23 protein-coding genes and 2 pseudogenes are annotated in these 24,930 nt (G+C 30.3%); 23 read left to right on the top strand and 2 right to left on the bottom strand.

Going from position 1 to position 24,930, the window contains the following annotated elements:
• Positions 1-241: 241 nt before the first annotated feature.
• The 9 genes and pseudogenes from J2S72_RS04970 (at position 242) to J2S72_RS04930 (ending at position 8,124) form a co-directional block, all read left to right on the top strand.
• Positions 242-403, top strand: coding sequence for a hypothetical protein (locus tag J2S72_RS04970; RefSeq protein WP_000368177.1), 162 nt, complete (start codon positions 242-244; stop codon positions 401-403).
• A 97-nt stretch (positions 404-500) separates the two neighbouring features.
• A complete protein-coding gene (locus J2S72_RS04965) occupies positions 501-2,177 on the top strand; it encodes a recombinase family protein (protein ID WP_023054956.1) in 1,677 nt (558 codons plus the stop codon).
• A gap of 507 nt (positions 2,178-2,684) precedes the next feature.
• Positions 2,685-3,272, top strand: a complete 588-nt coding sequence (locus J2S72_RS04960; RefSeq protein ID WP_023054946.1) for a type IV toxin-antitoxin system AbiEi family antitoxin domain-containing protein — start codon at positions 2,685-2,687, stop codon at positions 3,270-3,272.
• On the top strand, positions 3,269-4,111 hold the full coding sequence (locus J2S72_RS04955; protein WP_023054947.1) for a nucleotidyl transferase AbiEii/AbiGii toxin family protein: 843 nt from the start codon (positions 3,269-3,271) through the stop codon (positions 4,109-4,111). The genes J2S72_RS04960 and J2S72_RS04955 overlap by 4 nt, the downstream gene beginning before the upstream one ends.
• A 75-nt stretch (positions 4,112-4,186) precedes the next feature.
• Positions 4,187-4,472 (top strand): annotated as a pseudogene (locus tag J2S72_RS04950) (DNA-binding protein); the annotation flags it as partial.
• Positions 4,473-4,607: 135 nt separating this feature from the next.
• Positions 4,608-4,817: a helix-turn-helix domain-containing protein gene (locus J2S72_RS04945; protein ID WP_036739084.1), complete on the top strand. Its 210-nt coding sequence runs from the start codon at positions 4,608-4,610 to the stop codon at positions 4,815-4,817.
• The gene (locus J2S72_RS04940; protein WP_023054953.1) at positions 4,814-6,277 is read left to right on the top strand and encodes an SIR2 family protein; all 1,464 of its coding nucleotides are present in this window, start codon (positions 4,814-4,816) and stop codon (positions 6,275-6,277) included. Before J2S72_RS04945 ends, J2S72_RS04940 begins: the two co-directional genes overlap by 4 nt.
• Position 6,278: 1 nt before the next feature.
• Positions 6,279-6,770 carry a TIR domain-containing protein gene (locus tag J2S72_RS04935; protein WP_023054936.1) on the top strand — a complete coding sequence of 164 codons (492 nt, stop codon included), beginning with the start codon at positions 6,279-6,281 and terminating at the stop codon, positions 6,768-6,770.
• Positions 6,771-6,993: 223 nt separating this feature from the next.
• Positions 6,994-8,124 carry a toll/interleukin-1 receptor domain-containing protein gene (locus J2S72_RS04930; protein ID WP_023054945.1) on the top strand — a complete coding sequence of 377 codons (1,131 nt, stop codon included), beginning with the start codon at positions 6,994-6,996 and terminating at the stop codon, positions 8,122-8,124.
• Positions 8,125-8,200: 76 nt separating this feature from the next.
• Here J2S72_RS04930 and J2S72_RS04925 read toward each other — a convergent pair whose 3' ends face one another.
• Positions 8,201-8,506 carry a relaxase/mobilization nuclease domain-containing protein gene (locus J2S72_RS04925; RefSeq protein ID WP_081696555.1) on the bottom strand — a complete coding sequence of 102 codons (306 nt, stop codon included), beginning with the start codon at positions 8,504-8,506 and terminating at the stop codon, positions 8,201-8,203.
• Between the two features lies 1 nt (position 8,507).
• Positions 8,508-8,864, bottom strand: a complete 357-nt coding sequence (locus J2S72_RS04920) for a plasmid mobilization protein (protein ID WP_023054942.1) — start codon at positions 8,862-8,864, stop codon at positions 8,508-8,510.
• A gap of 284 nt (positions 8,865-9,148) precedes the next feature.
• On the opposite strand from J2S72_RS04920, the gene J2S72_RS04915 reads away from it, so the two are divergent.
• From J2S72_RS04915 to J2S72_RS04850, 14 genes and pseudogenes are all read left to right on the top strand, one after another.
• Positions 9,149-9,763, top strand: coding sequence for a TetR/AcrR family transcriptional regulator (locus J2S72_RS04915; protein ID WP_023054933.1), 615 nt, complete (start codon positions 9,149-9,151; stop codon positions 9,761-9,763).
• Between the two features lie 107 nt (positions 9,764-9,870).
• Positions 9,871-11,640 (top strand): ABC transporter ATP-binding protein, encoded by a 1,770-nt coding sequence (locus J2S72_RS04910; RefSeq protein WP_023054939.1) that lies wholly within the window; start codon positions 9,871-9,873, stop codon positions 11,638-11,640.
• Positions 11,637-13,361 (top strand): ABC transporter ATP-binding protein, encoded by a 1,725-nt coding sequence (locus J2S72_RS04905; RefSeq protein ID WP_307495091.1) that lies wholly within the window; start codon positions 11,637-11,639, stop codon positions 13,359-13,361. Before J2S72_RS04910 ends, J2S72_RS04905 begins: the two co-directional genes overlap by 4 nt.
• A 25-nt stretch (positions 13,362-13,386) precedes the next feature.
• Entirely contained in the window at positions 13,387-13,977 is a 591-nt protein-coding gene (locus tag J2S72_RS04900; protein WP_023054948.1) for an MptD family putative ECF transporter S component, read from the top strand.
• Positions 13,977-14,705 carry an energy-coupling factor transporter transmembrane component T gene (locus J2S72_RS04895; RefSeq protein ID WP_023054957.1) on the top strand — a complete coding sequence of 243 codons (729 nt, stop codon included), beginning with the start codon at positions 13,977-13,979 and terminating at the stop codon, positions 14,703-14,705. Before J2S72_RS04900 ends, J2S72_RS04895 begins: the two co-directional genes overlap by 1 nt.
• Entirely contained in the window at positions 14,702-16,093 is a 1,392-nt protein-coding gene (locus tag J2S72_RS04890) for an ABC transporter ATP-binding protein (protein WP_023054950.1), read from the top strand. The genes J2S72_RS04895 and J2S72_RS04890 overlap by 4 nt, the downstream gene beginning before the upstream one ends.
• Before the next feature lie 385 nt (positions 16,094-16,478).
• Complete coding sequence (locus J2S72_RS04885; RefSeq protein WP_307495090.1) at positions 16,479-16,616, top strand: hypothetical protein; 138 nt, start codon at positions 16,479-16,481, stop codon at positions 16,614-16,616.
• Between the two features lie 55 nt (positions 16,617-16,671).
• Positions 16,672-18,462 (top strand): recombinase family protein, encoded by a 1,791-nt coding sequence (locus tag J2S72_RS04880; RefSeq protein ID WP_307495089.1) that lies wholly within the window; start codon positions 16,672-16,674, stop codon positions 18,460-18,462.
• Positions 18,413-18,733 (top strand): annotated as a pseudogene (locus tag J2S72_RS04875) (23S rRNA (uracil(1939)-C(5))-methyltransferase RlmD); the annotation flags it as partial. The gene J2S72_RS04880 and the pseudogene J2S72_RS04875, both read left to right, overlap by 50 nt.
• 150 nt (positions 18,734-18,883) lie before the next feature.
• Positions 18,884-19,501 carry a class I SAM-dependent methyltransferase gene (locus tag J2S72_RS04870; RefSeq protein WP_023055113.1) on the top strand — a complete coding sequence of 206 codons (618 nt, stop codon included), beginning with the start codon at positions 18,884-18,886 and terminating at the stop codon, positions 19,499-19,501.
• 291 nt (positions 19,502-19,792) lie between these two features.
• The gene (locus J2S72_RS04865) at positions 19,793-20,419 is read left to right on the top strand and encodes a TetR/AcrR family transcriptional regulator (protein ID WP_023055143.1); all 627 of its coding nucleotides are present in this window, start codon (positions 19,793-19,795) and stop codon (positions 20,417-20,419) included.
• Between the two features lie 4 nt (positions 20,420-20,423).
• On the top strand, positions 20,424-22,589 hold the full coding sequence (locus J2S72_RS04860) for an ATP-binding cassette domain-containing protein (protein WP_023055099.1): 2,166 nt from the start codon (positions 20,424-20,426) through the stop codon (positions 22,587-22,589).
• An 18-nt stretch (positions 22,590-22,607) separates the two neighbouring features.
• Entirely contained in the window at positions 22,608-23,189 is a 582-nt protein-coding gene (locus tag J2S72_RS04855) for an MptD family putative ECF transporter S component (RefSeq protein WP_023055125.1), read from the top strand.
• A 9-nt stretch (positions 23,190-23,198) separates the two neighbouring features.
• Positions 23,199-24,920 carry an ABC transporter ATP-binding protein gene (locus J2S72_RS04850; RefSeq protein ID WP_307495088.1) on the top strand — a complete coding sequence of 574 codons (1,722 nt, stop codon included), beginning with the start codon at positions 23,199-23,201 and terminating at the stop codon, positions 24,918-24,920.
• Positions 24,921-24,930: the final 10 nt, after the last annotated feature.

Genomic DNA, 24,930 nt, shown 5'->3' with positions numbered 1-24,930 from the left:
CTGGGTTAGCCAAGGATACAAGAAAGTGAGCGATAAATAAGAATACATAAAAAACAGAGGTGGCAATCTGTTCGGTGATACAAGTAGTGATAATGATACTTCAATAGTTTAAGCCGGCTCGTCTTAATAAGGGGCGGAGGTGAGATTCCTATGTTGCTGCCAAGCACCTACCAATGTCATAAAACTTAGTAAGAGAAATTATATTTGATTATAGAAAATTTAAAGCGGAGGAGGTGTGTTAGTGGATAATGACTGGAATGGATTGGCTGATTTAATTGCGAATCTGATTACAAAGTACGCTGGAGTTTTAGATTTAGATAATCTTCCAAATCCAACTCCAGTAAAAAATATAGAAGATAAAAATAAATTTGACATAGCAAAAACACAGATTGAGAAAAAGTAATAAAAGTGCTATAATATACTTGATATATAAGTCCAAACCATAATTGGTAAAAATATAAAAATATAAAGATATAGAAAAGGATATTGAGGTTAATGCTATGTCAAAAGAAAAAATAAAAGTATACCTCTATACAAGAGTATCTACATCAATACAGATAGACGGTTATTCTTTAGAGGCACAAAAATCAAGAATGAAGGCTTTTGCTCTCTATAACGATTATGAGATTGTTGGTGAATATGAAGATGCGGGTAAGTCTGGAAAATCTATAGAAGGCAGAGTCCAGTTTACTCGTATGATGGAAGATATAAAATCCGGAAAGGATGGAGTGTCTTTTGTTCTTGTATTTAAATTATCGAGATTTGCAAGAAATGCTGCTGATGTACTTTCGACTTTGCAAATAATGCAAGATTTTGGTGTGAATCTTATTTGTGTTGAAGATGGAATTGATTCATCTAAAGATGCAGGTAAATTGATGATTTCTGTTTTATCAGCAGTGGCTGAAATAGAAAGAGAAAATATTCGTGTCCAAACAATGGAAGGTCGTATTCAAAAGGCAAGAGAGGGTAAATGGAATGGTGGATTTGCTCCGTATGGCTATCAACTGATTGATGGAAAGTTGTTAATAAATGAAGAAGAAGCAATTGCAATAAGAACTATATTTGATCAGTATGTAAACACAAGTATTGGAGCTAATGGTCTTTCTAAGTATTTAGAAAACCATGGTATAAGAAAAATACCAAGACAAAATGGAAAAAATCCATTGTTTGACGCAGGTCTTATAAGAAAAATATTAAAGAATCCTGTGTATAACGGGAAAATAGCATTTGGAAGAAGAACTTTAGAAAAAGTTCATGGTACAAGGAATGAATACAGACAAGTAGAGCAGGACGATTATTTAGTAGCAGAAGGCATTCATGAAGCAATAATCCCAGATGAATTGTGGCAGGCTGCACAAGTTAAGCTGAAAGCACAAGCTAAAAAGTATGAACATGTAAATAAGGGTAAGAACATGAGGACACACTTATTATCAGGAATAGTAAAGTGTCCGATATGTGGTGCTGGAATGTTTGGAAATAAATCCATAAAATATAAAAAAGATGGGACGAAGTATAAAGACTTCTATTACTATGGTTGTAAGCATAGACTTATGAATAGAGGACATAAATGCACCTATAACAAACAAATTAGAGAAGAATTGTTAGATGATGCTGTCGCTGAGGTAATAATCAAGTTAGTTAGCAATCCTAAATTTGCATCTATGATGCAGGAAAAAATCAACATGAAGGTTGATACATCAGCGATTGAAAATGAGATAGATAATTATCAAAAAGAGCTAAGGAAAAGTCATTCCACAAAATTTAAGCTCATTGAGGAAATAGATAATTTAGATGTTGATGATAAGCACTACAAACGAAGGAAACAAGATTTAGATGATAGACTTTATCGTATGTACGATAAAATTGACGAATTAGAATCATTGTTAATTGATGCAAAAGCAAAGAAACAAACTATTGAAGCTGAAAAACTTACTGGCGATAATATATATAAGGTTTTGATTTATTTTGACAAACTTTATAAAGTCATGAACGATGTTGAACGCAGGCAGCTAATAGAAGCACTCATTTCTGAAATTCAAATTTATGAAGAGAAACAGCCTAATGGACAATGGTTAAAATCCATTACTTTTAAGCTACCTATCATTGATGAGGATCTAAATATAAGTTTGGACAATGATGAACAAGTTGAGACTATAGCGTTGATACAAAAGATGTAAATATAGAAATCCTGCATTTTAAGCAGTTTTATAAGCATTTTGTCTTCGATAAAGATGAAGAAGGATACGTCAAAAAGACCCAAAAAAACTACATGGATGTAAGAGTAGTTTTACAACTGGTATGAGGAGACACAAGGAAAAATAAAATAAGATAAAACCCATTTTATACTTTCTACAAGAGTAGCTTAAAAGGCTGCTCTTTTTTTACTAAAAAGTAGGTACATATAAATTTTAAATATTACTAATAATACAAAATCTGATCTCTGAAATCAGAAGTCCAGACTTCCGAAAATCGGAATTCAAGAACTCCGAATAACAGATTTCTAGAAATCCGAAAATCGGAGAGTAACTATAATAATATTAGTAATATTGAGTTAAGAAAGAATAATTTTAGAAAGGGAGTAAGGATTCGTTACATCCTTTTCAAAATATGAAACATTCACAAGCCGACTTTACATATTCGCTTTTATAACATATAATAAAAGCGTAAACGAGAGGAGGCGGACTATGAATACACTTAAAGAATATATCCAAGAAAATTTAGTAATCACCAACAAAGAAGCAGAAGAACTTGGATATACTAGGCATAATCTATCAGAATTAACAAAAATCGGACAATTAGAAAGATTAAGACCAGGTCTATATCAATTAAAAGGAAAAGTAATAGACGATTTTGTTTTAATATCATCAAATAGTAATCGAATTATATTTTCACATCAAACAGCCCTCTATCTCCACGACCTATCAGATAGAACTCCAAATGTATTTCATATATCTGTGCCCCAAGGCTATAATGCAAGCCATATCAAAAAAAGATATGAGGATCTACAAGTTCACTATGTAAAAAAAGACTTATACGAACTAGGAAAGACAGAAATAAAATCACCACAAGGCAACCTTATTCCAGTTTACGATATAGATCGAACAATTTGCGATATCATAATAGACAGAGAAAAAATAGATAAGCAAATTTTTACAGAAGCCATAAAAAGATACTTTAAATCACAAAATAAAAATCTAAGACGACTCATAAAATACAGTAGATTATTTAAAATAGAAAATGAAATTAGAAAATACATGGAGGTATTATCGTGATTAATATCGAGAGTATAAAGGGCAAGATAAGAAGCATGGCAGAGAAGAAAAATCTAAAGTCACAAGAAGTTCTGCAAATATATTTCTTCGAAAGATTTTTAGAAAGGCTATCCAAATCAAATTACAAAAATAATTTTGTAATAAAAGGAGGATTCCTAATATCTTCCTTAATTGGAATTGAAAATAGAACAACTATGGATATGGACACAACCATAAAAGGCATACCCCTAAAAGAAGAAAAAATAAAAGAAATCGTAAATGAAATTATAAATATAGATGTCGATGATGGAATAAGATTTGAAATAAAAGACATTAGTTATATTAGGGAAGAGGACGAGTACGAGAACTTTAGAATATCACTAATAGCAAATGTTGGAAAGACCAAAAACCCGATGAAACTAGACCTAACAACAGGAGATGCAATAACGCCAAGGGAAATAGAATATACTTATCCCTGTATCTTTAGCCAAGAAGATATAAAAATAATGGCATATCCATTAGAAACAATTCTCGCAGAAAAATATGAAACCATAATCAGAAGAAATATAACAACAACACGAATGAGAGACTTTTACGACCTATACACCCTCTACAAATTAAAAAAAGATGAGATAGATTATAAAATTTTAAAAGAAGCAATAGAAAGAACTTCCGACAAAAGAGGAAGTCAGGAGATAATGAAAGACTATGAGGAAATAATCGAGGACATAAAAGAAGATTCATACCAAAGATCCTTGTGGGAAGTATATCTCAGTGAAAATAAGTATATTGGAGATCTGACCTTTGATAAGGTTGTTGATGTAGTGATAACTATTTCAAATAGGGTTAGTGAGATGTAATATTCCAGACACTGTCTGGAAATTTATAGACAAAAAAATATTAGGTAAAAGAGAAGTGGAATTATTTTACTTCTTTTTTATTTTGCATTAAAGGATTTAAAATTAAATAAATTTTATGCCAATTGCTTAGCCTTGTAGATGAGACAAGAGATTTATATAGCTTAAAGACAAGAGAATTTAATAAAATCTTTTGACTTGTAAAAAAACAAAAATTGATAACAAAGTAAAAGAACATAAGCATGTTCGTATTTTGTTTTCTAAACTTTTAAAATCAAAAGAACAAGTAAAGAGTCAAGATAAAGATTAAAAGACCATATTAGAGCAAATAAAAAGCTTTAAGACAGATGAAAAAACTAAGTAAATTAAGAAATATTATAGCGAATGTACAGAGAGATAAAATCGGCCGTCTTTAGGCTGCACTGATTTTTTATTTAATAAAACTATGATATAATATATGAAGGAAAAATTCAATTATATGAATATTAAGGATGATATTATGAAAATAAACTATAATGGATTATGGAAACTTTTGATAGATAAAAATATGAACAAAAAAGATTTGCAGGAGAAGGTTGGTATTGCTCCAGCGACGATAGCAAAGATGGGAAAAGGCGAATTTGTTAGTATGGAAATTTTATACAGAATATGTATTTCTCTAGATACTGATTTTGGGGAACTAATTTCTATTGCGGAGGAGAATAATTGAACAATATAATTAAGAAAAAAGAATTGATTGAAATTGTTGAACAGGCATTGTATAGTGATGAATTAGCGATTTTTGCTGGCGCAGGACTTTCTATAAATGCTGGATACTATAATTGGGAAAAGTTATTAGAAAAACCTGCAAAGGAGTTGGAATTAGATATATCAAAAGAAAAGCATGATTTGATTTCTTTGGCTCAATTTTATTGTAATAAAAAGAAAAGAAGTGCTATTAATGAACTTTTATCAGCTTCATTTCCTTCTAATAAAAAACCTACGGAAAACCATAATATATTATCACAGCTTCCAATTTCTACATATTGGACAACAAATTTTGATACGTTAATTGAAGACGCCTTGAAAGAAAATAATAAAAATGTTTCTGTCAGAAAGGATGATAAGGATTTACAGCTTTCATATAAAAATTATGATGCAGTTGTATATAAAATGCATGGAGATATTCAAAGTCCATCTGATGCAGTAATAACTAGAGATGATTACGAAGAATATGGAATTAATAGTAGAAAATTATTTAGAGATGTTTTAGAAGGAACATTGCTGACAAAGACTTTTTTATTTTTAGGATTCAGTTTTAGTGATCCTAATTTTAATTTTGTACTTAGTAAAATGAGAGTTTTGCTGGAAGATGATAACAGACCACATTATTATATATTAAAAAAAATTGCTGAACCTAATAGGAACAAGTTTGAAGACGAAAAAGAATATAAAAAAGCAATGGACGAATACAAATATGATTTAATTAAACAAAGCCTACAGATTGCTGATTTAGACAGATATGGAATAAAAATATGCTTAATTGATAGTTATGAAGAAATCACGGAGATATTAAAAATCATATTAAATAGGTATAAAAGAAAAACTGTGTTTATTTCTGGAAGTGCAGAAACTTATACTCCATTAGATGCACAAGAAGCTAAGGAGTTTATCAGGAAACTATCTTTTGAACTTGTTAAGAACGGATATAAAGTTGTTAATGGATATGGATTAGGTGTGGGGACTTATGTAATAAATGGAATCACTGAATATTGTTATGATCACAGGGACATTAAAATTGAAGATAGCTTAAAACTGATGCCTTTCCCATTAAGTGCAATAAATAGTGAGCAACTTAGGACAACTTGGGAAAAATATAGAGATGAAATGATTTCTCAATGTGGTATAGCAATTTATATGTTTGGTAATAAACAAAAGGATGGAGAAATTATTAAAGCTGATGGTGTAAAACAAGAATTTAATATTGCTGAATCATATCAATTAGTGAATATACCATTAGCATTTACTGGGTTTATATCTCAGGAATTATATTCTGAAAATAGTGATATGGTTAAAAATATTTTAAATGATGAAGAAATTCAGTATATTACTAAATTTTGTGATATAGACACTAATGTTGATGCAATAATTAAAATAATAAATAGACTTAACAGTAAGGAGGAATGTTAATATGGCAAGAAGAGTATTTTTTAGTTTTCATTATGATGAGGATATCAATAGATCGATGATAGTAAGAAATAGTTGGGTTACTCAAGGCAAAGAAGCTGCAGGTTTTATCGATAAGGCGGAATTTGAAAAAATTAAAAGGAATGGTGAAAATGCTGTTTGCAAATGGATAGATAAGCAACTAGAAGGAACTTCAATTACTATAGTCCTAATTGGTAAAGAAACATTAAACCGTCCATTTGTCCAATATGAAATAAGAAAAAGCATCGAAAGAGGAAATGCAATAATTGGGATTCATATACATAATCTTAGAGATATGATAACTCAAAGGACAACAGTAAAGGGTAATCCACATACTATTATTGGATATTATAATGATGGTACACCTGCGTATTTTGACTATATTTGTGATGATTTGTATGACTATTTGGAAGACAATGGATATTATAATTTGGGAAGTTGGATTGAAAAAGCAGCACTAAAAAAAGGAAAATAACTGTGTAAGTTGATAAAAACATCAACGTGATGGGTTATGAAAAAGAATAAGTGTAACTGAAAAGGAAATGAGCATCTAGAATATATTCATATATAACTTAGTTCGATGAGTGAGAGTAATATTATTCAGGAAAAAAGTAAAGTCAGGACATTATGTTATGATAAAATATAAAAACAAAAAATCTATAATACCACTTTCAAGTTGGATAAAAGAGTAATTGGTTATGGGAAAAACAGCAAGACAATTCAATAAAATATATATTGATTACAAAAAGAAATTTAAAAAGTCAATTCAACAAGTTTTGAAGTTAATGCCATATACTTTTTCAGACGATGATATTGTTAATACATTTAAAGAGTTATATCCACATTTGTGGGATGATTTGAATAAACAGTATAATTTTTGGCATAACAAAAATATGGTTCTACTTAAGTATGGGAAAAAAAGCAGATATAATTTTATAAAACCTTATAATTTTATTTTAGATTGTTCTTTTCATAGTGTGAAAAAACTTAGAAAAGATAAGAATAGAATTATTTTGGGAAAAGATGATATGGAAAATTTAAAGAATGAAATAAAGCAGATATCAAAATCCAAATTTGATAAAAGAAAACAAAAAGTTGACGGCACATTAAGATTTATTCAAGAAATAGAACCACAATATACATCGTTTTTTATAGATAAATATTTTAAAACCTATGACTTGCATCAAAAATTAGAGATAATGAGAGAACTTTCAAAATATAAATCATCAAATATTACGGAGTTTTTTTATAAGGTTAATTCATGTACAAGAAATTTTTCTTTAAAAGAAGAAGCCCAAAACTACATTCAATCTATTGGATTACCATTTATGTTAAGACGTAAGAAAAAAGGAAAGAAAAATTATATTGATAACGAAATTGTAAAAAACAATTCAGGTCCTGAAGTTTTAAAACAGAGACTGTACGTAGATGATTTAGAGAAGGTAAAAAGATTTGATGTTTTTATATCTCATAACTCTAATGACATGAATCAAATAGTTGAATTTTATAAAACCCTAAATACAAAAGGATATGTGGCTTATATAGACTGGGTTAATGATAAATACGATTTGAAACGAGAATGGTGTAATGCTTCAACATCAGAAATTATTAAACTAAGAATACATCAGAGTAAGATTTTTATAATTTTTTTAACAGAATTAACTTTTAAATCACAATGGTGTCCATGGGAACTTGGGTATGCAGACGCTTTGGATAAAAAAATTTATGTTTATAATTCACCAAATTTAAAAAATGAAGATATTCCTATTTTCTATAAAGGTTACACTGAAATAAAAAGTGTTGATGAAATTATTATAGAAAATTATTGAACTAATATAAATTGCGTTAATGTAAGGGAGATGGCTATCTTTCCATCTCCTTATATATGTAGATTCTATAGATCTTTCATATTAGATAAAGCTCACATGTATTAGATTTTGTAAAAAGCACCCTTACATAATTCATTCTAATTTCCGGGACTTTTATAGGATTAACCTCTCCTGGTAGAAAAGATTGGATCAAATGTCTAGCCAAAACTGTACCTTTAGTATCATTGTCTTCTCGTGTTTTCATAAATTGAATATGAGCAGTAGATGGATGACATTTAAATGAAGATACCAAGATTTTTTCATCAGTTTTTTCACTCTTAGTTATATAATCTATTGCCAAATTTAGAGTTGATTTTATAGGATGTATTTTTGTAATTGCCATATTAGTCACCAGAACTTTCTTTTGATTTATTAAGAAGTAGGGAATGGATCTGCCATATTTCTCTTGATAATTTTTCTATCTGTTTATTCATTGATTCGATTTCATTCTTGTAAATAATGCCAGTTGTATTAGTAGCTTTTGCAATCTGGTTTATATTATTCGTAGCATTTGAAAGTAGCCATTGTAGGTTTCTAAATGGTTCTAAATCTACTACATAAATCTCTTTTTCTAATACACATTTCCTAAGAAAGTGGGACATAGTTTTGCAATTAGCAAGTTTCATTTTTTTTACAAAAACTTCTTTTTCTTCATCTGTTAAATATATTTTTAGTTGATTATTTCTTTTTCTATTATCCATAGTTTATCTCCTTATCATAAAATATTGGGGTCTTAGGGTTCTCCCTAACAAGGTAAAATTGATAAAAAAAGAAGCAGTCCATAAAGGTTCTGCTTCATCAATTTTTCGTAAGTGGGTACTCACTTACTGTGCTTGCTATTAAAGTTATAAGCGCTAAGCGTGTTATTTATAGTAAATAAAATTATACCATACTCAGAATATAAATTCAGGGTACTATTGACAAAAGTATAAGAAAATGATAATCTTTATTAAAGAACGAGTGTCGGTCAATAGGTGGTGAGGTTTTGGTAAAGAGAAATGTAAAAGATCCAGAAGAAAGAAAACAGGAGCTTATAAATATAGCATCCAGACTTTTTGAAAAGTATGGGTATGAAAAAGTTTCTGTGCGAGATATTCTCGCAGAAGTTAACGGAGCGCCGGGAATGTTTTATTATTATTTCAAATCAAAAGAAGATATTTTCTTGGCTTGTATGGAAACATATTTTGAAGAAAAATTAAAAAATAAGTTAGGTATCCTTCAAAACAAGGAAATAGATTACGAAGAAAGAATAAAAATTCTAAGAGATCTCATAGTAAAAGATATCGGTCAATTTACAACAAGATATAATTTTTCGAAAGAGAATTCAATTACAGATAACTCTTACAGGCTATGGGAATTAATTCATTACATTGGAAAATTTATAGATGTCTATTCAGAGTTTATAATTGAAGGAATTGAAAATAAAAAAATAGAAAATAATATGGGAATAAACAGGGAAAATGTGAGAAGTTTTGCAGCTTTTATTTTATACGGAGCTGTTGGAACAATATATAATGACTATATTATTAAGGGAGAAAACAAAACAAATTCAAGTGAAGCCTTTGGAATAATAAGCGAACTATTTCAAAGACCTCATTAGAGAAAAATAAAATATAAGTATTTTACAAGGGAAACATCAATGGTGTTTTCCTTGTATTAGTTTTAAGGCAAATGAACGAACTCGTTCGGTAAGGAGGTATGTTTTAGATGAAAAAGAAGAAATCAATCAAAGATATTATTTCCTACAGTGAAATAAAAAAAGGACAACTTGTAGGGGGAATATTATTTGTTAGTCTTGGAATGCTATTAAGTATTTGTCCAATTTTGGTGATATACAAAGTCATAAAATCTCTATTTTTATATGGAAAATTAGAACAAAGTACAATACAGTTCTGCACCTATGGACTTGCAGCAGTGGTATTGTCATATTGCTTAACTTACATTGGCGGTATTTTATGCCATAAGTTTTCATATGTTTTAATAGCTAACTTAAAAAAGAAGATATTATTTCATATTGGGAACCTTCCTTTAGGATTTTTCACTGGGGATAACAAGTCAAAAATAAGGCAAGTATTAGGATCGGATATGAATCAAATTGAGGGATACTTTTCTCATCAATTACCAAATTTAATTTCAACTTTAGCACTAATTTTAGCAATGATAATTGTTATGTTGAAGATAAATTTAATATTAGGTCTTACGACTTTGTTAATTATATTTGTTGGTTTAGGAATTCAGATTGCAATCATGGCAAAGATTATAAAGTCGGGTGGACTTGAGAAGAACTTTGCGATTTTGGATCAAATTAATTCAGCAACTACTGAATACGTTAAAGGTATGCCGGAAGTGAAAATATTTGGAACAGGAGCAAAATCATTTAAAACTTTTTCAAAGTCAGTAGGAGAATATAGAGACTTTACAAGTTCGATGACATCAATGATAAGACCGGGATTTGTTTCATTTAGAATGTTTATTTTATCTGTTGCTACATTCATAGTTCCAGTAGGAATACTTTTAATGTCACAAAATAATAACTTGGATTTTGCTACAGTTTTTATTTTCTATTTGATTCTTGCACCTGCCATTAGCGTACCTGCATTAAAACTTAGAGATTTTGCAGAAGGAATGAATTTACTAAATGAAGTTGTTTTGAGAATCTACGAAATTATAGATCAAAAAGAATTGGCAATTGAAAATATCGAGGAAGAGATAAAAGGTCATGATCTTGAATTCGAGAATGTAAGCTTTTCTTATGGAGATGAAGAGGTTTTAAAGAATATAAGCTTCTGTACTAAACAAGGAGAAGTTACAGCATTAGTTGGCTATTCGGGAGCAGGCAAATCTACCATTGGAACGCTAATACCCAGATTTTACGATCCTTCAGAAGGCTCTATTAAAATTGGTGGAGTTAATATAAAAAATATTCCGATGAACGCCTTAATGGAGAGGATAGCATTCGTTTTTCAAGACAGTGATCTTATCACAGATACAGTCTTCAATAATGTTGCTATGGCAAAGACAGGTTCTACAAAAGAGGATGTCATAAAAGCATGTAAAAAAGCAAGATGTCATGATTTTATTGTAAAACTTCCTGATGGGTATGACACTGTTTTGGGTAAAGGGACTTATTTATCTGGAGGAGAGAAACAACGTATTGCTGTAGCAAGAGCGATTTTAAAGGACGCACCAATATTAGTATTAGACGAGGCAACAAGTTTTGCTGATTCTGAAAATGAATATCTTATGCAGGAAGCTTTGTCTGAATTGGTTAAAGATAAGACAGTTATCATGATTGCTCATAGGTTAAATACCATAGAGAATGCAAATCAAATTTTAGTAATATCTGATGGAAAAATTGCAGAAAGAGGTAAGCATGAAGATTTAATCCTTGCAGATGGAATATATAAGCGACTCTTTGATATTTATAAGAAGACAAATATTTGGCAAATGGATATAGAAGGGAGTGAGAATGAATGATAAGAAATATTACATTAGGAAAGATGAATAATATAAGAAAATCAATTATTTTAAATGTTTTGGCATCTATTTCCAACCTTATACCATTTATTGCTTTGGCGAAAATTGTAGAAACACTATTTTTAAATAGAGGTGTAGATAGTATAGATACGAGCCTTTTATGGAAGTATTTTGGGATAATGGCAGTATTTTTCCTAATAACATTTTTATTGGAAAATTTAGCCACAAAATATACCTATGAACTTGGATACAAGACAAGTGCAGATGGAAGAATAAAGCTTGCAGACCACATAAGAAAGCTGCCAATAGGTTATATTTCAGGGAAAAGCTCAGCAGAGATCTTAGATACATTAATGAATGATTTTTTCAAAGTTGAAACGGCAGTAACGCATCAATTACCTCAATTTTTCAGTGGCATATGTGTAGCGGTTCTTTGCTCAATATTATTTTTGATAATTAATGTAAAAATGGGAATAGCAACACTTATTGGATTGCCGATTTCTGTTCTACTTCTTACACTCATGCAAAACTTTCAGAAAAAAATTTATTTGAAAACAAAGAAAATGAGGATAAAAGAGGAAGAAGATATAAACGAATATTTGGATGCCATTAAGACTCTAAAAGCTTATAACAGCTTAGATGATACATTAACAAAGCTTGAAGAAGATATAGATAACTCAAGAAATGCAAATATTAAGAGTGAGAAAGGGGTTGGTTCATTAACTACTATAGCAAGTATGATTTTAAGAATAGGACTTCCTTTGATGAGTTTAGTCGGTTCCTATTTATTTATAAATGGATCTTTGGAAATTGATACATTTTTAATGTTCTTATTTGTAGGTACAAGGATTTTTGATCCTTTGGAGCTTGCACTTGTAAATTATACAGGTCTACAAATGGCATCAGTTTCAGGAGAGAGAATCATTAACTTACTTAAGGCTAAACCTATGTCAGGAAATTCCGATGTAAACGAAAGCAACAAAATTGAAATCCACGATGTTTCATTTTCTTACAAGGAATCTAAGGTTATCGATAATGTTTCATTAGACATTAATGAAAATGAATTAACTGCTTTTGTTGGTTACTCTGGCTCTGGAAAATCTACACTAATTAAATTAATTTCCAGATTTTATGATCCTAATGAAGGGACAATTAAAATTGGTGGAGTAGATTTGCTAACAGCCGACCCTGATAAATTAATGGATAAATTTTCTGTTGTTTTTCAAGATGTGTATCTTTTTAAAGACACAATTTATAACAATATAAAATTTGGAAATGAAAATGCAACTAAAGATGAAATCATGAATGCTGCAAAAATGGCAGGAGCTTATGACTTTATAGTCAAAAAGGATGATGGATTTGACACTATGATTGGACAAGGAGGAGCGACTCTGTCTGGAGGTGAGAAACAAAGAATATCAATAGCGAGAGCAATATTAAAAAATGCCCCAATAATACTACTTGATGAAGCAACATCTTCGCTTGATCCTGAAAATGAACTTATTATACAGGAAGCCATATCAAATTTAATTAAAAATAAAACAGTTGTGGTTGTAGCCCATAAATTAAGAAGCGTAATGGGAGCTGATAAAATTGTTGTTTTAAACAAAGGAAAGGTAGAGGAAGTTGGGAAGCATGAAGAACTTATTAAAAATGAAGGACTATATAAAGACTTATGGAATTATCAAGAAAAGTCTAAAGAATGGAAGATTGTACAGTAACAATCTATTTTAAAGGAGAAAACGTATGAAAACACAAAAGAAATCATCAAAAAACGCAGTTACAGCCGGTGTTTTAATTGCACTTTACTTTGTAACATATTTAGTAATTGGGGTAATATCAATGCCTGTCCCTGTTTTATTTTTACTAATGCCTATGCTTGTAGCACTACTTGCTGCACCAACCTATCATATGCTTCTTGCAAAGACAAAGTCAGCTACTGCTATTGTAATCGCAGCTATCTTACCAAGTATTTTATTAGTTGCAACTGGACATATTCCAATTGCACCATTAGTGGCAGCGCCTGCCGGAATAATTGCCATGTTCATAGCAAAAGGTGGAAATTATATAGACTTTAAGAAAAATACAATTAGTCATATGTTTTTTTCTCTAAACTTATTTGGAGGATTCTTACCAATTTGGCTTATGAGAGAAGCATTTTTTGAAAGTTTAATAAAAGGTAAATTAGATCAAAGCTTTTGTAACACAGTAAGAGCATGGACACCAATATGGATGTTACCAGTAATGATTATTGGAACATTTATATTCTCTTTGATTGGTTCTTATTTTACAAAGAAAATACTAAATAAAAAGTTGGAATCCGCAGGAGTTTTATAATGGAAAATTCAAAGTTTGTTCTGGGGTCAAAATATGACCTCAGAACAAAACTTATCTTGCTTATAGGTGCGAATATTTTAATTTTTTTAGGGTTTGATTGGATCTATCAAAGCCTTATTTCATTATTATTCCTTGTCATCATTATTAGCGATGGTTATAAAAAATCCGCTATAAGGTATATTTTATTTTTTGTAATAAGTGTAGTATTGGAAAAATCTTTAGCCTATTTTAATATGAATTTTCTTTTGAATTTAATTTTATTTATCTTGGCAATTGGCAGAAAATTTCTGCCATGTATTATCGTGGGTAAATGGATTTTAAATTCAACATCTGTTTCCAGTGCAGTGGCAACTTTACAAAAATTAAAACTTTCAAAAGACTCGCTCATAATGATTTCTGTTATATTTAGATGTTTGCCTACTATTAAAGACGAATGGAGTCATATAAATATGGCGATGAAAACTCGAGGAATTAATTTTAACTTAATCAATTTAACAAGCAGACCAACATTAATTATGGAATATTTTTTTGTGCCATTGTTCGTAAGTGTGATAGAAATTGGGGATGAGCTCTCTCAATCAGCCATTATAAGGGGACTCGATGCTCCTGTTAACAAAATAAGTAGACACCTAATTAAGTTTAGAAAAAATGATATTGGTGTTCTAATTATTATGATTTTAATTTTATCAATAGTAATATTTATGAAAGTATCAGGGTGGGACTTATGATTGAAATTAGAGAATTAAGTTTTAAGTATAAGGGAGGATCTGATTACTCATTAAAAGATATAAATTTGAAAATCAAAAAAGGGGAATGCATTCTTCTGTGTGGTAGGAGCGGTTGCGGAAAGTCGACTCTATTAAAGCTTATGAACGGCATAATACCTGAGTTTTATGATGGGGACATTTCTGGCAGTGTTATGGTCAATGGTATGAATACATTTACCACACCAATTTATAAATTATCTAATAATGTAGGCTCGGTTTTTCAAAATCCTAAAACACAGTTTTATACAACCAATACAACCGATGAAATTGCTTTTGGTTTAGAAAATTACGGAATAGAAAGAGAAGTAATTAACAAAAGGATTGAAGAAGTTGAAAAAGAGCTTCATCTTGAAAACTTGATGAATAAAAATATATTCAATCTTTCTGGAGGAGAAAAGCAGAAGATTGCTATAGCAAGCATTTACGCATTAAACCCTGAGATATTTATTCTTGATGAACCATCTTCAAGCTTAGACATAAAGTCAATGAAAGAACTATCGCTTACAATAAAAAAGCTTAAATCTTTAGGAAAAACTATTATTATTGCAGAACACAGGTTGTGGTATTTAAAAGACATTGTTGATAAAGCAATATACTTAGAGGATGGAAAAATCATCAGAGAATATAGTATGGACGAAATTGAAAATCTAAGTGAAGATGAACGAATGAGAACAGGACTTAGGCATTCTGATTATAAAGCTATTGAAAGATTTGATGATTTTGAAACTTCAAATAAAGGGACTTTATTAGAGCTAAAAGATATAATATTCAAAAGAAATACCAAAATAATTTTGTCCATTGAGGATTTTAATTTTTGCTATGGGAATATTATTGGGATTGTTGGAGAAAATGGAATTGGGAAGTCTACATTAGCAAAAATTATATGTGGCTTATACAAAGAAAATAAAGGTAAAATTTTAAAAGATGATGAGAATTTAAATATAAAAAGTAGGCTAAATGAGAGCCTGCTTATTATGCAGGAAGTGAACTGTCAGTTATTCACGGACACTGTCAAAGATGAAATAGTATTAACATCAAATATTAAAGATGATAATGCTTTAGATACTTGGTTAAAAGATATGGAGTTAAAAAATATCAGTGATAGGAATCCTCACACCTTGTCAGGAGGACAGAAACAGAGAGTAATTATCTTATCAGCTTTACTATCAGACAAGAAAATTCTATTTTTCGATGAACCAACCAGTGGATTGGACTATAGAAATATGAAAATAGTAGCTAAAAACATAAAGAAAGTAAAAGAAGAAGATAAGTTGATTTTAATAATATCCCATGATGTTGAGTTTTTAGAGTCAGTTTGTGATAAAGTGATTGATTTTACTTATTTATGAAAATTCATATATTAGTAAATTAGAAGAGGGACATATGATAAACACGCAAGAAAAACGAGAAGTTATGAATAGTATTTTTTTGAATACTCCATAATATAAACTTTATAATATTTTTTTATTTTTGAGGATTTATGCCTAGTAGCATAAGTCCTCATTTTTTATATTCAATTAATCATTAAAACTCAAAAATACTATAGAAAAATAAAAATTCTGGTTACCAAAGAGGGCAAATTTCACTTTATAAAGTGAGGGGTATTTGTCATCTTTCTATAAGAATCAAAATACTTTGAAGTGTGAATATTCTTAAAATTGATTATGTGAGATTAGCATATTTCAAATTTAATTCACTTATCAAGGTAAAAAAATAACTTACATAGGAGGTAAAATGCAAGTAATAAAGATTTATAGTATGAGAGTTGCTATGTTATGTAGACTTTATGATCTTAAATTAATTAATGATAAGGAATATACAAAAATAAAAAATAGAATAGAAAATGATTATAAAAAGAGAGATAGAAAGTAGTTAATCTTGTGATATAATAACACTGTAGAAAGATACAAAATGGGAAGGAGGTAAAATGAATACTAAAGTAAAATTAATAAAAGCTTCAAATACAGGAGCTAGAAATAGAAATGCACTACATTTAGATTTAAAACGAGTTGCAGCATATTGTCGAGTAAGTACAGATAGTAAAGACCAACTTGAATCATATAAATCGCAAGTTGATTATTACACAAATCTAATAAAAAATAATAAGAACTGGACTTTGGCTGGTATATATGCAGATGAAGCAACCACAGGAACAACTGATAGTAAGAGAGCTGATTTCATGAGACTAATAAGCGATTGTCAAAATGGAGATATAGACATGATAATTACTAAATCTATATCAAGATTTGCCAGAAACACATTAGATACTTTGAAATATGTAAGGCTTCTAAAGGAAAATAATGTTGGTGTAGTATTTGAAGAAGAAAATATAGATACTTTGACAATGGATGGAGAGTTACTATTAACAATATTAAGTTCAGTAGCTCAACAAGAAGTAGAAAATACCTCAGCCCATGTAAAAAAAGGACTGAAAATGAAAATGGAAAAAGGGGAACTTATTGGTTTTCAAGGTTGTATTGGATATGATTATGACCCCACAACAAAAAGTATCTCTATAAATGAAGAAGAAGCCAAAATTGTCAAATACATCTTTAAAAGATATCTAGAGGGCAATGGTGGCTCAGTCATTGGCAGGGAACTAGAAGAACAAGGATATCTCACCCCGAGAGGTAAAACAAAATGGTCTGATACTACAGTGTTAGGAATAATTAAAAATGAAAAGTATATTGGCGATATACTAATGGGAAAGACTTTTACAGTTGATCCCATAACAAAAAGAAGACTAGCAAACTTTGGTGAATCTGATAAATACCACATTGAAAATCATCACGAGCCAATTATATCAAGAGAAGATTTTGAAAAGGCACAAGAGATTAGACTCAGGAGAGCACAAAATAGAAACACCATTGCTAACAAGGATAGGAAGAGAGAAAAACTATCAAGACAATACGCTTTTTCAAGTATGCTTGAATGTGGATTTTGTGGAGAAATACTTTCAAGAAGAACCTGGCACACCAGTTCTATTTACAAAAAAATTAACTGGCAATGTGTAAAATCAACAAAAAAAGGTAAAAAATATTGTCCTCATTCAAAAGGAATACAAGAAGCAGCAATAGAAAAAGCTTTTGTTGAAAGCTATAGGCAATTATGCCATGCAGATTCAACAGTAATAGATGACTTTTTAAAAATTGTAGAAGAAGAAATAAATGATAATACTTTAGTCAAGGATCTGAAAAAGATAGAAAGTCAATTAAATAGAATCATTAGTCAAGAAAGAAAGCTAGTTGATCTTCATTTGGAAGATAGTATAGACGAAGAAGTTTATGCTAAAAAGTATAAAAAACTGACAAAACAAAAAGAAGAATTACTCGATGAAAAGAAAACACTGGAACTAACGATAAAAGATGAAAACTCTATTAAAGAAAGATTAAAGCAATTTAAAAAGGTGTTAGAGAATAGAGAAATTATAGAGGAATTTAATAGAACAGTATTTGAAAGCATAGTTGATAAAGTCGTGGTGGGAAGAATTGACAAAGACGGAACAGTTCATCCTTATGACTTAACATTCTATTTCAAAACAGGAGTTAAAGATAGTCAAGATTCTAATAACTTTAAAGATAAAAGAAAAAATGCCAAAGATAATGATATTAATAAATTGTGTTCCTACAAGAATGACGAGGATAAAAAATTATGTTCCCAATCAAAAGACAACGCATGTGGAGACGGTAGCACTTTTGTCCAAACTCGATGTCGATAAGCATATAAATATTGAAATTGAGCTGGATGAGCTTGATTTGACAAGTGCTGAAAGTAAGGCAACATATGCTCAAATCAAAGAATATGTTTGGAATAAATTTCAATTAAAAGTTCCAACATTATATATTGCACAGATAAAAAGGAAATGTGGAATAGAATTACGAGAACATTACAACAAGTCTAAAAAGGAGAAACAAATTATTCCACAGTGTACACCTGAAAAAGAAGAAGCCATCATGGATGCTTTGAGACACTTCAAAATGATTGAATAGAAAAGAATGACAGCATATGACTTTCTGCATTTATGACATTCCTACTTGGTATAGGAACAGCTATTATTCCTCTCTTACGAGGTATCAATCAGAAAATAGGCTCAATATAAAGATTTATAGGATCCTTTTTATATTTAAAGGAGCGTTGAAATGATTGACAAAAGCAATAAAAAATTTTGGGATAAATTTGCTAAGCTATATGCTCCTTTCATGAAAAAAGACAAAGGAGTATATGATAAAGTATGCGAATACATTCGTCCTCATTTGAATAAAGACATGGAGGTGCTTGAACTCGCTTGTGGATCAGGACAATTATCGTTTAGTCTTTCAAAGCATACGAAAAGTTGGATCGGTACAGATTTTTCCGAACAAATGATTTTCGAGGCTAAAAAGGGGGAATACGAAAATCTTACATTTGAAACAGCCGATGCAACAGCATTATCCTATTCGCATGAAAAATTTGATTGTGTGTTAATTGCTAATGCACTTCATATTATGCCTAAACCGGATGAGGCGATGAAAGAAATATATAGGGTGTTAAAACCTAATGGGACTTTGTTCGCCCCCACTTTTCTATGGAAAGAGGGAAAACAAAGAAAAATGATAAAAAGTTTGATGTCTATTTTAGGATTTAAGATGTATCAAGAATGGGATAAAAAGGAATTTGAAGATTTTATTAAAGAATATGGATTTTCAGTAGTTGAAATGAAATTGGCACATGGGGGTCTTGCACCGATTGGTGTGATGATTGCTCAAAAAGTGGCTTAACAGATTCTATTCTTATGATTTAAAAAATTTCATCAAAATGGTAACCAAAGGCGATAGAAAAACTATCGTCTTTTTCTTATGGGGCTTATAGCACCAGTTCGAACCACCCGTTTTACGGGTGGCACCGACTTCATACAAATAAATATGTAAATCAGTAAAATTTCTAAAAAAACATCTTACAACTATTGTTAGATAAAACTAACTGATGTATAATCAATAATATCATTATTGATAATTCGATTATTGATTATATTATTAAAATTAAAGTTTTGTAAGAATGGAGGAATGGACATGGCAAATAGAAACCATGAACTTGATAAACCAATCATTGAAGCTGCTAAAATAGAGTTTTTGCAAAATGGATTTCAGGCTGCTTCAATAGGCAATATTGCTAAAAGAGCGGGAGTTACAACGGGAGCAATCTATACAAGGTATAAAGGGAAAGATGAACTTTTTTATAGTTTGATAAAAGAATTTTTAGAAGCTATAAGTGTGAAAAGAAAAGAGAACGAATACTCGTATAGGGAATATTGCGTAGATAAAAACTTTGATCATTTCTTGCGTAGCATTCAGAAAGAAACCAAAGGATATGTAGATGTGTTATTTAAATATTACGAGGAGTGCAAACTATTACTTTGCTCAAGTAAAGGCAGTTCTGTAGAAGCAATGTTTCGTGAAATGATGAATAATAAAATTTCCATAACAAAACAATTTATAAGGGAAAATATAGACCCGAATATAAGTGAGATGAAATTAGATTTGGTAGAGCTTTTAATGAATCAACAATTTAGTGCTTTTAAATTAGTGGTTGAAAAAGGATATAGCAAAGAGGAGACAATCGAGTACATAAAAATGCTCGGCGAATTTATTGGGGCGGGTTGGGAAAAGATATTTGATGAAATTATAAATAGGTATTGAATTTATGTACGATAAAGGCGAGAAGGATGAAAATATTTTAGATTTTAAAATAGATTTTTCCTATGAAGGCAAAAAGGAAAAGTCGTTAGATGATGTAATTGGCAACATATCAAAAGGAGATTGCATAGTTCTTTGTGGCGAAAGTGGATGTGGAAAATCAACATTACTTAGGTGCTTAAACCATTTAATACCGGAGTTCTATAATGGAATATTTAATGGCTATATCTTGGTAAATAGCAACAATATAGAAAACAAGAACATTGGAGAAGTTGGAGAATTGATTTCGTCCGTTTTTCAAGATCCAAGAAGTCAATTTTTTACAATGGTAAGCGATACGGAAGTATCTTTTGGACTTGAAAATAAAGGGTTAAGCCATGAAATAATAAAAAGAAGAACAGAAGAAGCTTTTTCAAAATTTGGCTTGGAGTATTTGAAAAACAGGGAAGTATTCAAACTTTCAAGCGGAGAGCGTCAACTAATAGCGATTATGTCTGCTTGGGCAATGGATACGGATATTGTTTTACTTGACGAGCCAACTGCAAACTTAGATTATTTAGCCATAGAAAAACTGAAAAATATCTTATTGCTTCTAAAAGAAGATGGAAAAACTCTAATAATCAGTGAACATAGGCTTTACTATTTGAAAGAGTTGGCTGATGAATATTGGCTAATAAAAAATGGAAGCTTTTATGAAAAGTATGATAAGGACGATTTTAAGATATTTTCTAAGGATGAATTAAATAATTTGTGTTTACGAGTTACGGATTTGAAGCAGATTGAGGTTCAGAAGAAGTGTTCTAATGTTGTCAATGATAAATTAGAGGTAAAAAATATATCCTTTGGATATAAAAAACAACATATTTTAAATGATTTGTCGTTTACAGCTTATTTGGGAGAAGTGACTTGCTTGATTGGCAAAAATGGTTCAGGTAAAACCACCTTAGGAAAATGTATATGTGGACTATTGAAACCACAAAAGGGAAGAGTTTTTCTAAAGGGAAAAGAATTGAGCCATAGGCAGCTATCGCAGGATAGCCTCTTTATTATGCAAGAAGCTGAATTTCAATTTTTTACAAATTCTGTATTATCTGAACTGAAGTACGGTGTAAATCGAAACAAATATGATGAGATAGAAGTTCTACTTAAAAAGTTTGATATGTGGAAATATCGTGATAGACATCCATTTTCTCTTTCAGGTGGGCAAATGCAAAAATTAACATTAATGATGGCGTATCTTTCGGATAAAAGTGTGGTTATTTTAGATGAACCAACCTCAGGAATGGACAAAAAAAGTTTAGATACTGTAGTGGGATTGATAAACGATATGAAAAAGAAAAAAATCGTGATAACAATTAGCCATGACTTAGAATTTATTTCATCAGTTGCGGATAAATGTTTGGAACTTGATGATGGAACGATACAAAGGATTTGTGAAGTAAAAGAGAATAGAGATATTGAAAGCATTAAAAGTATATTTGAAAAAGATTTAGAACATCAACCTCCGACAAAAAGAGAAAAAAATCTTTTAGATTCGAGAACAAATATTTTGTTTTGGCTTCTTTGTATGGTTGCAGTAGGAATCGACAATAAAAGTTTGATTTTTGAATGCAATTTATTAGCTCTCGTTTTTTCTCTTGCAAATAGAAGATATAAGACTTTAGGAATTACTTCTGTCATTATAGGGCTTATTTACGGTCTTGAAATCATATATCCGAATGAAATTACAATATTTACGGCAAATTTGTTTCCTAGATTTATTTTAATATTTCTACTATTTCCTATTATTCTTGGAGGTAGAGGGACAACAAATATGCTTGCGGGACTTAGAAAAATAAGAATGCCTGAGAAGTTATTATTGATTCTTGCAGTTTCTTTCAGGTTTTTCCCGGTGCTAAGGAATGATTTTAAATTACTTAGACAGGTGCTTAGAAATAGAGGAAGTTGCAAGCATAAAAATATAATAAAAGAAAAAATAGAGTATCTTGAGGCTCTGATTGTATCACTCATTTTTCGAGTGGTAAGAATAGGCGAAACTTTATCAGCTTCAGCAGAAACAAGAGGAATTGCTTTAAATCATAAAAAATCTTCTTATGTTACTTTACAGTTCAATTTATGCGATTACATATTGATGATTGGAATGATAGTAATTTTGATGATAAATATTTTATAAAAATAGGAGGACTTAATCATGCAGAAAAACAAATTGAAAGCGAAAGATATCATTACAGTTACTTTATTATCATTGTGTAACATTTTGATATTTTCGATAGGAACATTCATGTATGCAACACCAATTACCATACTCTTAACACCGGTGTTTTACTCATTATTACAGGGTATTGTTTTCTATGTTATCGGAGTGAAAGTGAAAAAAAGAGGAGCGTTTTTTATATATTCCCTTATTCAAGGAGTGATAGCATTCTATCCACCATATATTTTGATGTTTGTAATTTCAGGATTGATAGCAGAGTTTTTATTATATAAAAAAGGTTATGGTAATTTAAAAGTTATTGGAATCAGCTATGTTATTCAGCAAACTTTGGCTTCAATTGGAAGTGTAATTTATCCATATACAATAGCCTTGAATAAAACTATAGGAGCCATGAAAGAAAAGGAGTTAGCTTCAAATATTATAGCGGCAGGCAAAATGATTTCTTCTTGGGGAACGCTGATTTTACTTGCCTTAGTTATAGTTTCAGCAATTGCAGGAGCTTATATAAGTAGCAAGGTCGTAAGGAAACATATTTTAGAAAAAGAAGCTAATGCATAGGGTGAAGTCATGAAAAAAGAGAAAGAACCAAACTTTTTTAAAGAAATGGATTCGTTTATTAAGCCATACAAAAAAAGATATATTTTATCTGTTATGCTAAGTATGCTTTCTGTTCTATGCGAACTGTTATCCTATGCTTTTGTTGGAATTTTAGCGGGATATATCTTCAAAGGATTTCATGGAAACAACATGATATATGTCTTGATTTTCACTATAATCTGCAAAATATCAGGGGTGCTGCTTTCAAATATTTCAACACTTATATCTCATAAAGCAGCATACTTAACGCTAAAGGACTTAAGATATGCAATTTGTGATAAATTTGTTAGATTGCCGATGGGATATTTTGATATGAATCCTAGTGGAACATTAAAAACTATATTGGTAGACAGGGTGGAAGATATAGAAAAAACATTAGCACATCTACTTCCTGAGATGACTGCAAATCTATTGATACCTATTGCCATGATTGTTTGGATACTTGCAGTTAATATTAAGCTTACCGGGATTATATTTCTTTGGGTTATATTTGGACTATCAATCGGAATGCTTATGATGATTGGATATAAGAAAAAATATGAGGGACAAGTACAGGCACAAAAGAATATGAATCAAGCGGTTATAGAGTATGTCAAGGGGATTGAGGTAATTAAAACTTTCAATATGGAAGATAGTTCCTATGCTAAATATAAAAATGCAGTCATACGCCATGCGGAGTATGCTATAAACTGGATGAAAAGCTCACAGATTTATGCGTCTCTTTCCTATAGCATAGCTCCTGTATCTATATTTCCAACAATTGTTGTGGGATTGATATTTTTTAATAATGGGTTTCTTACTGAGCAAAGTTTATTTTTGTTTATGATGATTTCTCTTGGAATATTTAAACCGATTGTTAAAGCATCCGGTTATGTTGACCAATTGGCACAGATGGGAACTGTTGCTAAGGAAATAAAAGGAATCTTAGATTATCCGGAACTTAAGAGAAGTGAGAATTCTAATTTAAAAGAAAAAATGACATACGACATAGCGTTTGAAAATTTACAATTTTCTTATGATGGGACAAAAAATGATGTTGATGATGTGAATTTAACCATTAAAGAAAAAACTATGACTGCAATTATTGGTCCTTCAGGTTCAGGAAAATCAACTCTAATGAAACTTTTAGCCGGATTTTGGGATTTTGAGAAAGGAAAAATAAAAATAGGTGGTATAGGGGTAAAAGACCTTTCAATGAATGACCTGAATACTCTTATCTCCTATGTGGATCAAAATACATTTTTATTTGATGATACTATTTTGGAAAATATTAGAATAGGTAAAAAAGATGCAACGAATGATGAGGTGATAGAAGCTGCTAAAAGAGCCGGTTGCCATGATTTTATTGTAACTTTGCCTGATGGATATGACACCATCGCAGGGGATAGGTTATCCGGCGGAGAAAAGCAAAGAATAGCTATTGCCAGAGCAATTCTAAAAAATGCTCCAATTATCATATTAGATGAAGCAACTGCAAGTACAGATATTGAAAATGAAGAAAAAATTCAAGGAGCGTTACTGGAATTTACTAAAGGAAAAACACTAATTGTTATTACACATAAAATTAAAACTGTCATAAATGCAGATAAGATCATATATATGGAAAATGGGAAAATCATTTGCGATGGAAAACATGAAGAACTTATTAAGTCGTGTTCTGCGTATAAGCATTTATATGAAATAGCAAATTGATTGGAGGTGA

It is taken from the genome of Peptoniphilus koenoeneniae, from assembly GCF_030812875.1.
In the GTDB taxonomy this organism is placed as follows: Bacteria; Bacillota; Clostridia; order Tissierellales; family Peptoniphilaceae; genus Peptoniphilus_B; species Peptoniphilus_B koenoeneniae.
Note: the sequence above shows the minus strand (reverse complement) of the source record. Positions and strands in the feature narration are given on the sequence as shown.